The following is a 14,536-nucleotide window of genomic DNA, read 5'->3' on the forward strand; positions in this document are numbered from 1 at the left end:
CCCGCACCTGAGCCCGCGTACTCACCCACCGGAACCGGACGACGCCCCGGGCCCCGGACCGCCGGAGCCGGAACCATTACCCGTGCCGCCACTCCTACCGCCACCCGGACCGTCGCCGGAGCCGCTACCCGGGTCACTGGACGGCGGGTCCATACCCGAGTCCGCCCCCTCCGCGTGCAGCCGGGGCAGCGCGCGGTCCAGCCAGCCCGGGGTCCACCACGCCGCCCGCCCCAGCAGCGTCATCACCGCGGGAACGAGCAGCAGCCGCACCACGGTCGCGTCGATGAGCACACTCACCGCGAGGCCGAGTCCCAGCATCTTCACCACGATGTTGTCGCTGATGACGAACGCCGCGAAGACGCTCACCATGATGAGCGCGGCGCAGGTGATGACCCGCGCGGTGATCTCCAGCGCGTGCGCGACGCTCTTCCCCGGGTCGCCGGTCCGCAGCCACGCCTCATGGATACGGGACAGCAGGAAGATCTCGTAGTCCATGCTCAGCCCGAAGACGATGGCGAACATCATCATCGGCACATAGCTCTCGACGGGGACCTTCCCCGAGACCCCGAGCGCCGGACCGCCCCACCCCCACTGGAACACCGCGACGACGACCCCGTACGACGCGGCGATGGACAGCACGTTCAGCACGGCCGCCTTCACCGCGACGAGCACACCCCGGAACACCACCAGGATCACGAGGAACGCGAGCCCCACGACGGCGGCGATGATCCACGGCAGCCGCTGGGAGACGATGTCGAGGAAGTCGACCTGGGCGGCGGTCGTCCCGGTGACGTAGCCCTGGGCGTCGGTCCCGGCGACGGCCTGCGGCAGCACGTCGTCCCGGAAGCGGTTGACCAGTCCGGTGGTCCGCTCGTCCTGCGGCGCGGCGACCGGGTACGCGGTGCCGAGCAGCACGTCCCCGTCGGACGTGGGCTTCAGCGGGGTGATGTACGCGGCGTCGGGCACCCCGGTCAGTGCCTTCTGCGCCTGCGAGGCGAGCGCCGCGCGGTCCGCCTGCGGTACGGACGACTGGTCGACGACGACGGTCAGCGGACCGTTCGACCCCGGCCCGAACGCGGACGACATCAGGTCGAACGCCCGCCGGTCGGTGAACGACCTGGGATCGGCGCCGTCCCCGATGTGCCCGAGCTGGATGAAGAACAGCGGGACGGACAGCGCCGCGAGGACCACGACCCCCGCCGCCGCGTACCACCACGGCCGCCGCTGCACCCGCAGCGCGTAGCGGTGCCACGGCCCCGTCACCTCCTCGCCGGGCTCCGCGTCCGTCTCCGCGACCGGCGCGCGCACCCGCAGCCGGTCGACCTGGCGGCCGATCAGCCCGAGCAGCGCCGGTACGAGGGTGAGCGCGCCCAGCACCGCCGTGACGACGGTGACCGCGGCGGCCAGCCCGAGCTTCCCGATGAACGCGATGCCGGACACCCACAGACCCGACAGGGCGATGATCACCGTGCAGCCGGAGAGCAGCACCGCGTGACCGCTGGTCGCGGCGGCGCTTCCGGCGGCGGCGACCGGGTCCCGGCCGTCCATCAGGCCCTGCCGGTGACGGGTCACCAGGAACAGCGCGTAGTCGATCCCGACACCGAGCCCGATCATCGTCGCGAGGGTGGGGGACACGGTCGCGAACGTGGACGCGGCGGCCAGCAGTCCCAGCAGGGCGAGCCCGCAGACCACGCTGATCAGCGCGGTCACCAGGGGCAGTACGGCGGCGACGACGCTGCCGAAGCCGATGAGCAGCACGACGATCGCCACGGCGAAGCCGATGACCTCGCTGAGCCGGTCGTTGGCCTCGGGCCGCGCCAGTTCACCGAGGGTCCCGCCGTACTCGACGTCCACGCCCGCGGAACGCAACGGCTTCACCGCCGTGTCGACACCGTGCAGATAGTCCTCCCCGAGGGTGGACGGCTGCACGGCGAAACGGACCGTGATGTACGCGGTGCGCTGATCGGTGGACAGGGGGCCCACGTCCGGCTGGCCCGACGGGGTCGGGGGCGCGGTGAGGGGGTTCTGCGCGGCGAGTACGTCCGGGAGCTTCTGGAGCGCGGTCACGGTCTGGCCGACCTCGCCGCTCACGGAGGTGAGGGGGTGCTGGGGGTCGTGCAGGACGATCTGCGAGCTGTAGCCGCCGGCGGCGGGGTCATGCGCCTTCAGCACGTCGACGCCGTGCTGGGACCGGGTGTCGGGCAGGGAGAAGTCGTCCGAGTAGGTACCGCCGTAGGTGTGGTGCAGGACCTGGAGCGCGGCGAGGGCCACGAGCCAGATCGCGATCACGGGGATCGCGTGGCGTGCGCAGAACCGGCCTGCCCGGTGCAGGGTGCCGGGGCGGGTGCGGGGTGGGGTGCCGGGGGCTGCCATGTCCCGAGTCAAGCCGCGGTCGCCCCCTACGGCACCCCGGCCCACCGTGAACGGGTGACCGGGTCGCCTTCGCTCGCGCTTCCCAGGTCTGTCCGGGTGGGCGCACTTGTTCCTGGGCCGTCGCTCGTCGATTTCGCGCAGTTCCCCGCGCCCCTGGGTACTCGGTGCTGAGCGCACTTCGTTGCTGTGCCGTCGTTCGTGGGTTTTGCGCAGTTCCCCGCGCCCCTTTGGGGCGCATCCGGCGGGTTCTTCGCGTCGGGGCCGGTCGGGATTCTCCGTCCTCGCTCCAACGCGCTCGGTCGGACGTCCCCCGTGTCCTGCTGAAGAGCATCGGAGTCTGCGGGCAGAGATTCCCGCCCACCCCCTCCCGTAGCAGCGCGACTGCGAGAGGAGAGGGGTGCCCCTTCAGGGGCGCGGGGAACTGCGCACCCACGGACGACCTGTGCGGGAACAAGTACGCCCGGCTCCGACGAGGACGCGGCCTACTGGGGTGCCGCGAAGACCTGGGTCCACCGCGGCCCCCCGTCGGACGTGTCCACCCCCAACCCCATCTGCGTGTACTCGCAGTTGAGGATGTTCGCCCGGTGCCCGGGGGAGTCCAGCCACGCCTCGACCACCGCCACGGCCGTCGGCTGCCCCATCGCTATGTTCTCGCCGACCGCCGACCACTCGTACCCCGCCGCCGTGACCCGGTCCCCCACGCCCCGCCCGTCGGGCGACGTGTGGTCGAAGTAGTCCCGCTCCGCCATGTCCCGCGAGTGCCCCTCCGCCGCCCGGTTCAGCCGGGCGTCCGTGGTGATGTCCTTGCACCCGTTCGCGTTGCGCTCCGTGTTGACCAGCGCCGCCACCTCCGTGACCGCCCCGGCGGTCCGCGACGGAGTGGCACGCGGCGCGGACTCCCGCGGCGAAGCCTCCGGCGCGGGGTCCCGGGGCGCGGGCTCCGGGTCCGCGCCCCCCGTACCGCCCCCCGTCCCCGTACCGCCGGAGCCACCGGCAGCGCTGCCACCACCGGCACCACCGGCACCACCGGTACCCGTGCCGCCCGCGCCCTCCGTACCGTTCCCGTTCCCGTTCCCGCCGGACCCCGTACCGCCGGTCGGCTTCCCGGCGGTGGCGGCCGGGGGCGGCGGCTCGGGCGACGGCGCGGTGGCCGACGGCTCGCCGGGGGACGGTTTCGTGCCGGGCCGGGACGGGGTGGACGGGGCCTTCGGCGCCTTCAGGGGCTCCACCGTCGTGCCCCCGGGCACCACGCTCGCCGCGGGCCGCCCCGCCGACGCCTCGGTCGGACCGCCGAACAGCAGCGACGTCCCCAGCCCCCGGCGCCCAGCACCGCGACGGCCGCGACCACGCCCCAGACCCGGGCCCGCGCGGGCCCGCGCACCCGCCCGCGCCTGCCGTGCCCGCGCCGGTGCCCCGTACCCCGGCGGCGCGCGCCGCGCACCGCGTCGCGTCCCGTACCGCTGTGCGCGGTGCCCCGCTGTCCGTCCGGCGCGGTCGGCGTATCAGACTCGTCGTTCACTCGATGGTCCTCGTGGTGAGTGGCCCGGGTGTTCCGGTCCCGTGCTCCGGAGACCCGAACTCCCCATCCGTATAACAGAAACCGGGAGTGTGACGTGCCTCATAGCGGAGGCTTCCCGCGTTCGTGTTGTCCTGTGGGCCGCCGGGGGGTCTCCGAGCGGGGGCACGTACGTCCGACGGCCGGAGGAATCGATCATGCAGGCTCAGCACACGGACGACCGTGAGTGCGCCGGGTGGGTCGTCGCGGCCCAGCGGGGTGACCGCGCGGCCCGTGACCGGCTCGCCGCCGCGTATCTGCCCCTCGTGTACAACGTCGTCGGCCGCGCGCTCGACGGGCACGCCGATGTCGACGACGTGGTGCAGGAGACCATGCTCCGCGCCCTCGGAGGACTGTCCGGGCTGCGGGAGCCGGAGCGGTTCCGGTCCTGGCTGGTGGCCATCGCGATGAACCAGGTGCGCCGCCGCTGGACGGCCGCCGACCGCCGCCGCACGGCGTCCCTCCAGGAACTCGGCGAGCGCGGCCACCCGGTCTCCGCGGTCGCCGACTTCACCGAGCTGACGATCCTGCGGCTGCGGCTCTCGGGCCAGCGCCGCGAGGTCGCGGAGGCCACCCGCTGGCTCGACCCCGACGACCGGGACGTGCTGTCGCTGTGGTGGCTCGAAGCGGCCGGGGAGCTCACCCGCGGCGATCTGTCCGCGGCCCTCGGGCTGCCCCGGCGGCATGTCTCGGTGCGGGTGCAGCGGGTCAAGGCGCAGCTCGACATCGGCCGGGCGGTCGTCCGCGCCCTGGCCGCCGCCCGTCCGTGCCCCGGGCTGACCGGCCTCACGGCCACCTGGGACGGCCGTCCGGGCCCGCTGTGGCGCAAGCGGATCGCCCGGCACACCCGTGACTGCCCGGACTGCGCCGACCGCTCGGCCGACCTCCTGCCGGTGGAGGGGCTGCTGAGCGGGGTGGGTCTGGTGGTGCCGCTGTCCCCGGCCCTGCCCGTACTCCCGGACCCGGGGTTCCCCTCCGGCCCCACGGACCCCGCCACCGACACCACTCTCCCGGGTGACCCCGCGAACACCGTCCTCCCCGGTGACCCCGGCACGAACACCTTGCTCCCCGCCGACCCCGCCACGACCGCCGCCGTCCCCCTCGACCCGGGTGCCGTCCTCGGGGCCGCCGCTCCCGCGACGGGCTGGTCGAAGGGCGCCGCGCTGACGGTCACGGCCGCCGCGGCGGCGGCCGTGACCGTCACGCTGCTGGTGTTCCCGTGGCCCGTGCCCGAGCCCGCGCCACGGCCGGCCCCGCCGGTGGCCCCGGCGCCGCCCTCCGGACCGGTGGCCGCCCCGCCCCCGGCCTCCGTGACGGTCACCCCGGACCGGAGCCCGTCCCCGACCCCGTCACCCACCCCCGCCCGTACCCCGCCGCGCACGACGGCCCCCGCACCGGCACCCGCACCGTCCCGGACCACCGCCCGGCCCGCCGGCCTCACCCCCGAGCGGCAGCTCGTGAACGGGGCCGACGCGCTGCGCGGACGCGCCGACTGCCCGGCCCTGCGGGTCAGCGCGCGGCTGACCGCCGTGGCACGGGCGGACGCGGCGCGGATGGCCGAGCGGCGGGACATCAGCATCGTCGACGCCGAGGGCCGGGGCATTGGGGACCGGGTGACGGCGGCGGGCTACCGGTGGTCGGCGGTGGCGGAGCTGAGCACCTACGGACCGCGCAGCGCCACCGCCGCGCTGGACGACTGGGCGCGCGGCCGGGTCCGTGACGACCTCCTCAACTGCCGTTACACGGAGGTGGGCGTGGGCCTGGTGGAGGCGCACGGCGAACGCTGGTGGACCCAGGTACTGGCCGCACCCCGCTGACCCGGGCCGCCCTCCCCACCAGGCCGGACCGGGTACTGCCGGGCCGGACCGAAACCCGGTCGGGCAGAGCCGGGGTACGGCCGGGCGGGTGAATGCGGGGCGGGCAGCGGAGGGACAGTCACGGTGCGGCGCCGCCCACGCGCGGTCGTCTTGTCGTACGGATGGTCGTACAGATGAGGGAGAACCGGGACCGGGCATCCGTCCCGTGCGCGGCGGGCGGCGGTACAGGTCCGCCCTGCCTGCCGTCGCTCCCGCTCATGGCAGGAAAGGCGTACCCGCATGCGAAGTCTCCTGGCACGCGCGTGTTCCGCGCTGGCCGTCCTCACGGTGGTGACCGGCGCGACGGCTCCGGCCACCGCGTCCGCCACCCCGTCCGCCCCGGCCCCCGCGCCGGGCGCGGCACCACGTGCCCCGTTCAGCTGCGCCGGTGACATCCTGCTGTCCGCCGGGCTGGAGACGACCCAGCTCCACCGGGGCGTCGCCGTCACCGGCGGGCTCTCCTTCACCCCGATCGGTCCGCCGAGCGCCCGCTACGACGCGATCGGGCTGAACCCGGCCGACCGCTACACCTACGCGATCAGGAGCCAGGGTCCGGGCTGGAACCTGCTGCGGATCGACGACGCCGGCGCGGTCACCGACCTCGGCACCGTGGGACTCCCCACCCCGATCCTCGGCCTCGGCGCCTACACCGCCGGCGCGTTCGACACCGCGGGCAACTTCTATGTCGCCGGGGGCTCGGACAACCTCCTCCAGCGGATCGACGTCAACACCCGGACGTTCACGACCGTCACGCTGAGCCAGAACCTCGGCGGGGTGGACGACTTCACGTACCGCGGCGGATATCTGTGGGGCGTGTCGGCCACCGGCGCACTCACCCGGATCGACCCGGCGACCGGGACCGTCACCGTGTACGCGGCTGTCGTCCCCCCGTCCGTCACCGGCTACGGCGGCGCCTTCACCTACGGCAACGGCGACCTCGGGTTCCTCGACAACGCCGGGCTGCTGCGCCGGGTCTCCGTCACCGACCCGCTCACACCGGTGTTCCGGCTGCTCTCCACGCAGACCACGGTCGCGGTGTCCGGCAATGTGGACGCCACCTCGTGCTTCGTCGCGGCGACCGACCTCGGGGTGGTGAAGACCGGCCCCGCGACCGTCCGTCCCGGCGGGACCGTCACCTACCGGCTGCGGGTGACCAACCACGGCCCGGGACCCTCCTCCGGCTGGACCCTGACGGACCAGATCCCGGCCGGGCTGACCGACGCCGCGACCACGACCCCCGGCTGCTCGGTCACCGGCGGGAACCTCTCCTGCGCCGGGGGCGCCCTGGCCGTGGGCGCGCACACCGACGTCACCGTCACCGGCACCGCCGGACCGGGCACCCCCACCTTCGTCAACACCGCGAATGTGCGCGGCAACGACCCCGACCCCAACCCGGCCAACGACTCCAGCACCGCCACGACCCGGGTCGCGGACCTGACGATCACCAAGAGGCAGGAGGGTCCCGCCACCGTCGACCCCGGCGCCAAGGTCACGTACACGATCACGGTGACCAACGACGGGCCCCTCGCGTACACAGCCGGGGACCCTGCCTCGATCACCGACGACCTCAGCCGTCTGCTGGACGACGCCCGTTACAACGGTGACGCCCGGGCCACCAGCGGCACCGTCCGGTACGACAACCCCGAGCTGTTCTGGTCCGGCGCGCTGGCACCGGGCGCGAGCGCCACGGTCACCTTCAGTGTCACCGTCAACGCCCGTACCTTCGGGAACCTCAAGCTCGACAACACCGTCGTCTCGGACATCCCCGGCAGCAACTGCCCCGAGGGCAGCCGTGACGCGCGCTGCACGACCCACGGCAAGGTGAAGGCCAAGGACAAGGACAAGGCCGAGAAGCCCGTCGGGGACACCCTCAAGGACACGGCCGCGCACACGGCCAAGGGCCCGCGGGACTGACCACCGGAACCGACCGCCGGGCCGGTCATCGACCGGCCCGGCCAATCGAGTTCACAGATGTTTCGCAGAAATCAGCGGACAACTGTGTTCACAGGCTTGGTGCCGTGCTTCACTGACGAGGCGCGCATCGGCCAGAGGTGCCGCAGGGACGTCCGATGCGGTGCGGTGGCGGCGACGGGGGCAGCCGTTCTTTTCCCCACTGACCGCATGGTATCGGTGTACAGTCCATAAATCGCATGAAACGACCCAGTGGGGGGCCACCATGGCATTGTTCGGAAACGCGCACACGATCGACCCGGGCCAGGCCGCGCAGGACTACGGCAAGCTGCTGGGCCACGGCGAGCAGGTCCACGCGGCCTACCAGATCATGCGTGACGCGATCCTCTTCACCGACCGCCGGCTGATCCTCGTCGACAAGCAGGGCATCACCGGCAAGAAGGTCGAGTACCACTCGATCCCGTACCGCAGCATCACGCACTTCGCGGTCGAGACCGCGGGCACCTTCGACCTCGACGCCGAGCTGAAGCTCTGGGTCTCGGGCAACCCCGTGCCGATCCAGAAGACCTTCACCAAGGGCGTCGACATCTACGAGGTCCAGGGCATACTCACCCAGTTCGTGACGCGCTAGTCGGTCCCGTCACGCAGGGATCGAACGGCCGGCCGGGTCCCGTACCCGCCCGGCCGTCGTGCGTCCCGCCCCGGACGCGCCGTCCCGGACACACCGTCCTACGTTCCGGACCGGCCGTCGTACGTACCGGACCGGTCGCCGTACGCAGTCGCACGTGCCCTCACGCACCGGGGCCGCCCGGCCGCACCAGCCCCAACTCGTACGCGGTGATGACCGCTTGGGCCCGGTCCCGCAGACCCAGCTTCGCGAAGAGGCGGTTGATATGGGTCTTGACGGTGTGATCGGTGATCGTCAGCCGGACCGCGATCTCCGCGTTGGACAGCCCCTTGGCGATCAGGACCAGCACCTCCTCCTCCCGGGCCGTCAGCTCGTCGGTGCCCCGCGCGGGCGGCCGGGACGCCCGGCTGCTGACGAACTCCCCGATCAGCCGCTTGGTGATCTCCGGTGACAGCAGCGCCTCGCCGCGCGCCACCACCCGTACCGCGTGCAGCAGTTCCGCGAAGGTCGCGTCCTTCAGCAGGAACCCGCCCGCCCCGGCGGCCAGCGCGTCGTACACGTACTCGTCCAGCCCGAACGTCGTCAGCATCAGCACCTTGGTGGTGCCGTCGGAGGCGGCGAGGATCTCGCGGGCCGCCTCGATCCCGTTCATCCGCGGCATCCGGATGTCGAGCAGCACCAGGTCGGGCCGGGTCCCGGCGGCGACCCGCACCGCCTGCTCCCCGTCCTCCGCCTCCCCGACGACCGTGATGTCGTCCTGGGTGGACAGCAGGTTCACGAACCCGGTCCGTACGACCGCCTGGTCGTCGGCGACGACGGTACGGATCACCGTCCGGGGCGCGCCGTCCGCCTCCCCGTACTCCGTCCCGGCGCTCACCACGGCAGTTCCGCGACCACCACGAAGCCCCCGTCCGGCCCGGCGCCCGCGGTGAGGGAGCCCCCGACGAGCGCGGCACGCTCCCGCATCCCGGTGAGCCCGTGGCCTCCCGCACCCGGTCCGTCCACCGCGTATCCCGGCCCGTCGTCCGTGATCCGCAGCAGGAGCCGCCGGTCGGTGCCGTAGTCGACCTCGACGAGGGTCCGCGCCCCGGACGCGTGCTTGCGGACGTTGGTCAGGGCCTCCTGCACGATCCGGTACGCGGACAGCTCCCAGCCCGCGGGCAGCACGACCCGTTCGCCGGTCACCCGCAGCACGGCGTCCTCGCCCACCGCGCGGTGCTGGTCGAGCAGTTCGGGCAGATGGCCGAGGGTGGGCTGCGGCGCGATCTGCGGCATCTCCCCGCCCGGGGTGCGCAGCACCCCGAGCAGCCGCCGCAGTTCCGTCATCGACGCCCGGGCGGTCCCGGCGATCTGCTGGAACCCGTCCCGCGCCTCGGGACTCAGCCCGGGGGTCGTGTACGTGGCGCTCTCCGCCTGGACGGCGATCATCGAGACCGAGTGCGCGACGATGTCGTGCAGTTCGCGGGCGATGGCCGTCCGCTCCTCGGCCGCCGCCTCCCGCCGCTCCATGGCGATCACCTTGGCCTGGGACAGGACCCGCTCACGCCGGGCCTCCCGCCGGGTCCGTACCGCGTCGCCCATCGACACGGCCCCGACGATCACCACGGCCAGTACGAAGGTCTCCGCGAACAGCCCGAGCGAGCCGGGTGCCCCGATCTCCGGCACCGGAAGTCCGCTGACCTCGGGCCAGGACGCGATGTGGACGACGTTCACGGCGGCGGCGCCGAGCGTCCCCGCGAGCACCAGCACCCATGGCCGCTGCACCCGGTGCCGGGCCAGGGTGTACAGCCCGACCAGCCCGCTGACGATCGTGACGAGGTACAGGCTCCGCCCGGCGGCGAACGCGGTCATCCCCGCCGCCACGGCGAGCACCGCGAGCGGCGGGAACGACCGCCGCCACACCAGGCAGACGGCCGAGACGAGCACCCCGAGGGCGATCGTCAGGGAGTCCGGCGGGTACGCCACGAACTCCAGGAACGCGAGCGCGGTGAGCACCAGCCCGGTGACCACCGGGTAGGTGGACCCGGCCGTCCAGTCCCGCAGCCGCGCCACGAGCCCACGCGGACCTCCGGCCGACGGACCCGCACCCGTCACCCCCGGCAGCCCGGCCACCCGCCGTTTCCCCCGCCCGACGCCCCACCACGCCCCCGGGACGACGCCCCGCACGCCGCCCACCGACCGCGCGACCGGTACGCCGCCCCCGGTCGAGGTGGCCCGTAGGCCGTCCGCCGACGAGGTGACCCGTACACCGTCCCGCGCTCGGGCGGACCGTGGAGGACCTTCCGGCCGGGCGGCGGACCGTACGGCGCGACCGGGCGGGACCAGCGGCGCCGCGCACTTCGGAACGAGTTCCGTACGGCGGACCGGGCCTCCCGACACGACGGTCGTGGTCCGGTGCCCCGCCGTCGCGACCGACCGGCCTTCCGTACGGCGGGCCGGGCCGGGCTCCGGGCTCGGTGGTGCGGGAACCAAGACTCCCCTCCTGGGGTAGCTGCTGACCGGTACGCCCCCATTCTTCGTGACGCCGCCGGAGCACGCGTCACCGTACGGGTTGACCTCCCGCCCGGACGTCACACCACGGGTTGAGGTCCGGAGGCGACCCGTCGGCTGACGCCCCGCGCACCGAGGATTCCTAGCCTCGACGGAGACGAGCGGACGCCCCCGCCGCGCCCTCCCGGCCACCGGAGCGACCACCCCCGGCACCCCGCCCAACCCACGCGCCCAGCAACCCCCTTGCCTCCTCCCCACCCACGCCACGCCCCACCCGGACCGCCCTCCGCTGTTCCACGTGAAACATCGCGAACCCGCACCCGGGACACCCTCAGCAGCGCTCAGCACCGGAGACCGGAGTACCCCATGCCCCCCACGCCCCCCATACCGCCGACCAGCTCGCCGAACCGGCCACGGGACCGGTCGTCGGACGCGTCGCCGGCCAAGCCATCGGACGTGTCGCCGCACATGGCACCGGACTTGTCACCGAACTCGTCGCCGGGCACACGCCACATCCCGCCGAACCTGTCGCCGGGCACGCACCGCACCCCTCCCGACCGGACGCGGAGGCCCCGCACCCTGATCGTCACGAACGACTTCCCGCCCCGGCAGGGCGGCATCGAGACCTTCGTCGGCGCGCTGGCCGACCGCTTCCCTCCGGAGGAGGTCGTGGTCCTGACCTCGTCGCACCCCGACGCGGCGGCGTACGACGCCGCACTTCCGTATCCGGTGGTGCGGGCCCCCACCCGGACGCTGCTGCCGACCCCGGAGGCCACGGCCCGGGCCGTGGCCGTCGCGCGGGCGTACCACTGCGACAGCGTCTGGTTCGGTGCGGCGGCGCCGCTCGGGCTGATGGCCCGGCGGCTGCGCCAGGAGGCGGGCGTCCGCAGTGTCGTCGCGACCACCCACGGGCACGAGGTCTGGTGGGCCAGGACGCCCGGCGCCCGGGGCCTGCTGCGCCGGATCGGCAAGGGCGCGGACACCGTGACCACCCTGGGCAAGGCCACCGCCCGCCCGATCACCGCCGCGCTGCCGGCGGACACCGAGGTCGTACGGCTGGTCCCGGGGGTGGACGCGGACGTCTTCCGGCCCGGGGAGCACGGCGGTGCCGTCCGTGAGCGGCACGGGCTGGCCCACCGGCCGGTGATCCTGTGCGCGTCCCGGCTGATCCCGCGCAAGGGCCAGGACACCCTGATCAGGGCGATGCCCTGGGTCCGCCGGGTGGTGCCGGACGCGATGCTGCTGCTGGTCGGGGACGGTCCCCATGAGGCGGATCTGCGACGGCTGGCCGCCCGGGAGGGCATGACGCAGGCCGTGGTCTTCGCGGGCGGTCATCCGCACAGCGCGCTGCCCGCGCACTTCGCGGCGGCGGACGTCTTCGCGATGCCGTGCCGGACCCGTAAGCGGGGGCTGGAGGTGGAGGGGCTGGGGATCGTCTATCTGGAGGCGGCGGCGTCGGGCCTGCCGGTGGTGGCGGGGGATTCCGGCGGCGCGCCGGACACCGTGCGGGACGGGGAGACGGGGTACGTGGTGGACGGCGGTTCGGTCGCCGCGGTGGCCGACCGTGTGGTCCGACTGCTGCGGGACCGCGAGCTGGCCACGGAGATGGGCCGCAAGGGCCGCGCCTGGGTGCGCGAGGAGTGGAACTGGGACCGCTCGTACGAGGTGCTGCGGGAACTGCTCGCCCGGCCCTGACCGATACCTGACGGTGACCAGATAGGCACCGAATGCTACGGTCCAGCGACGCCCGGTTCGCACAACAGACCGAACGGCGGGGGAATGCCGCGCGCCCGCGGCACGTTACGGGTGGCAGAAAGTTCGACATTCAACTAAACTCAGGCTCAGAAGGAGGTACCGACCATGCCCGCTGTGACCGTTGAGAACCCGCTGACCCTGCCCCGCGTGATCGCGCCGAAGGATGCCGAGGCGCGTCCGGTGCTCGCCGTGACCACCGCTCCGAGTGGCTTCGAGGGCGAGGGCTTCCCGGTGCGCCGGGCGTTCGCCGGAATCAACTACAAGTACCTCGACCCGTTCATCATGATGGACCAGATGGGCGAGATCGATTACGCCGCGGGCGAGCCGAAAGGCACGCCGTGGCACCCGCACCGGGGCTTCGAGACCGTCACGTACCTGATCGACGGCACCTTCATCCACCAGGACTCCAACGGTGGTGGCGGCACCATCACCAACGGTGACACCCAGTGGATGACGGCCGGTTCGGGCCTCCTCCACATCGAGGCGCCGCCGGAGTCGCTGGTGCAGTCGGGCGGCCTCTTCCACGGCCTCCAGCTCTGGGTGAACCTGCCCGCCGCCGACAAGATGAAGGACCCCCGCTACCAGGACATCCGCGGCGGCGAGGTCCAGCTCCTCACGACACCCGACGGCGGCGCGCTGCTGCGTGTCATCGCCGGTGAGCTGGACGGCCACAGCGGCCCCGGCATCACCCACACCCCGATCACGATGGTCCACGCGACGATCCGCCCGGGCGCCGAGATCACCCTGCCGTGGCGCAAGGACTTCAACGGCCTGGCGTACGTCCTCGCGGGCCGCGGCACGGTCGGCACGGACCACCGCCCCGTCGAACTGGGCCAGACCGCCGTCTTCGGCAGCGGCTCCTCGCTCACCGTCCGCGCGGACGGCAGCCAGGACTCCCACACCCCCGACCTGGAGGTCGTCCTCCTCGGCGGACGCCCCCTGCGCGAGCCGATGGCCCACTACGGCCCGTTCGTCATGAACACCCGCGAAGAACTCCAGCAGGCGTTCGACGACTTCCAGAAGGGCCGCCTCGGCACGATCCCGGCGGTCCACGGAATGTAGTCCAGCACCCCCGAAGAGGCCCCGCCCGGCAAAACCCGGCCGGGGCCTTCTTCATGCCCCGCGCCCACCCATGCCGCGCGCCCCATGCCTCGCGGTTCACGGCTCGCGGTTCACGGCTAGTGCTTCACGGCTCCCGGAGAACTCCGCCCCCGGCCCGTCGGGCAAAGGCCCCGAAGAGGGCTCGCGCCGTGCGGGCCAACACCCTCGGCCGGTACGCCGGTACGGGGTCGGGCCCCTCCTTGACGCCACCCGCATCCGAGCGTTCAACGGGCACCGCCCCGGGCACACGGACATGGGCACGCGCGCCCTCGGCCGAAGGGCCGTAGCCGCAGGCGCAGTCCCGACAACCGCATCCTGGTGACCCCATGACAGCGGTGCGCGCTCCAGGGGTGTCCCATGATCCGGGCGACCACGCACGGGGCGCACGGCACCGGTGGGGACGTCTCCGACACCCTCACCCTCCCGGCGCGCCCGGAGGCCCCGCGCAGTCCCCGTTACCGGGGACCGGCCCGCCATCCGGCGAGTGGAAGGGTTCGACGGGGCGTGGCAGCCGCCCACCTCGGCTGCGCGCAACCCTCAACGTCTCGTGCAACGACTCCACGAGCCGTGCCGCCACGTACCGCAACTCCCGGGCACTCGCCTTCGGCTCCCGCACCAGCGCCTCCGCGTGCGAGAGGAGTCGGGCCGCCATGTCGAGCTGCGAGGCTTCGATGCTGTCCGCGACCCTCGACAGGTACCCGTCACCGTTGTCCGTCACGAGGTAGCACGGGTTCCCGTCCGAGGACGACCACGGCAGCAGTCGCGCCGACCCTGCACCGCTCAACCGCACAAACGCCGGGGGCACCACCCCTTCCTCACCGGTCACCGCCGGGCGTCCATGTATTCGAAGATCAGTCCGATACGCTT

At 73.4% G+C, this 14,536-nt stretch carries 10 protein-coding genes; 5 read left to right on the forward strand and 5 right to left on the reverse strand.

All coding sequences use genetic code 11. From position 1 onward, the window contains the following. Positions 1–21: 21 nt before the first annotated feature. Positions 22–2,373: an MMPL family transporter gene (locus tag OG711_RS19075; RefSeq protein WP_329559861.1), complete on the reverse strand. Its 2,352-nt coding sequence runs from the start codon at positions 2,371–2,373 to the stop codon at positions 22–24. Positions 2,374–2,855: 482 nt separating this feature from the next. Then, the gene (locus tag OG711_RS19080; RefSeq protein WP_329559862.1) at positions 2,856–3,602 is read right to left on the reverse strand and encodes a CAP domain-containing protein; all 747 of its coding nucleotides are present in this window, start codon (positions 3,600–3,602) and stop codon (positions 2,856–2,858) included. A 484-nt stretch (positions 3,603–4,086) separates the two neighbouring features. On the opposite strand from OG711_RS19080, the gene OG711_RS19085 reads away from it, so the two are divergent. The 3 genes from OG711_RS19085 to OG711_RS19095 all read left to right on the forward strand — a co-directional run bounded on the left by OG711_RS19085 (position 4,087) and on the right by OG711_RS19095 (position 8,326). Further along, the gene (locus OG711_RS19085) at positions 4,087–5,745 is read left to right on the forward strand and encodes a sigma-70 family RNA polymerase sigma factor (RefSeq protein WP_329559863.1); all 1,659 of its coding nucleotides are present in this window, start codon (positions 4,087–4,089) and stop codon (positions 5,743–5,745) included. 279 nt (positions 5,746–6,024) lie between these two features. After that, entirely contained in the window at positions 6,025–7,698 is a 1,674-nt protein-coding gene (locus OG711_RS19090) for a DUF11 domain-containing protein (RefSeq protein WP_329559864.1), read from the forward strand. A gap of 262 nt (positions 7,699–7,960) precedes the next feature. Beyond that, entirely contained in the window at positions 7,961–8,326 is a 366-nt protein-coding gene (locus OG711_RS19095) for a PH domain-containing protein (RefSeq protein WP_073782969.1), read from the forward strand. Between the two features lie 160 nt (positions 8,327–8,486). Here OG711_RS19095 and OG711_RS19100 read toward each other — a convergent pair whose 3' ends face one another. Continuing rightward, a complete protein-coding gene (locus tag OG711_RS19100) occupies positions 8,487–9,200 on the reverse strand; it encodes a response regulator (RefSeq protein WP_266509690.1) in 714 nt (237 codons plus the stop codon). Beyond that, positions 9,197–10,426, reverse strand: a complete 1,230-nt coding sequence (locus OG711_RS19105; RefSeq protein WP_405674916.1) for a sensor histidine kinase — start codon at positions 10,424–10,426, stop codon at positions 9,197–9,199. The genes OG711_RS19100 and OG711_RS19105 overlap by 4 nt, the downstream gene beginning before the upstream one ends. 855 nt (positions 10,427–11,281) lie before the next feature. Between OG711_RS19105 and OG711_RS19110 the strand changes: the two genes are divergently transcribed. Both OG711_RS19110 and OG711_RS19115 read left to right on the forward strand, forming a co-directional pair. Further along, entirely contained in the window at positions 11,282–12,508 is a 1,227-nt protein-coding gene (locus OG711_RS19110; protein WP_329559866.1) for a glycosyltransferase family 4 protein, read from the forward strand. A gap of 165 nt (positions 12,509–12,673) precedes the next feature. After that, on the forward strand, positions 12,674–13,630 hold the full coding sequence (locus OG711_RS19115; RefSeq protein ID WP_073782967.1) for a pirin family protein: 957 nt from the start codon (positions 12,674–12,676) through the stop codon (positions 13,628–13,630). 454 nt (positions 13,631–14,084) lie between these two features. On the opposite strand, the gene OG711_RS19120 is transcribed toward OG711_RS19115, so the two are convergent. Continuing rightward, positions 14,085–14,387 carry a hypothetical protein gene (locus OG711_RS19120; protein ID WP_329559867.1) on the reverse strand — a complete coding sequence of 101 codons (303 nt, stop codon included), beginning with the start codon at positions 14,385–14,387 and terminating at the stop codon, positions 14,085–14,087. Between the last annotated feature and the right edge of the window lie 149 nt (positions 14,388–14,536).

It is taken from the genome of Streptomyces uncialis, assembly GCF_036250755.1.
GTDB classification, from domain to species: domain Bacteria; phylum Actinomycetota; class Actinomycetes; order Streptomycetales; family Streptomycetaceae; genus Streptomyces; species Streptomyces uncialis.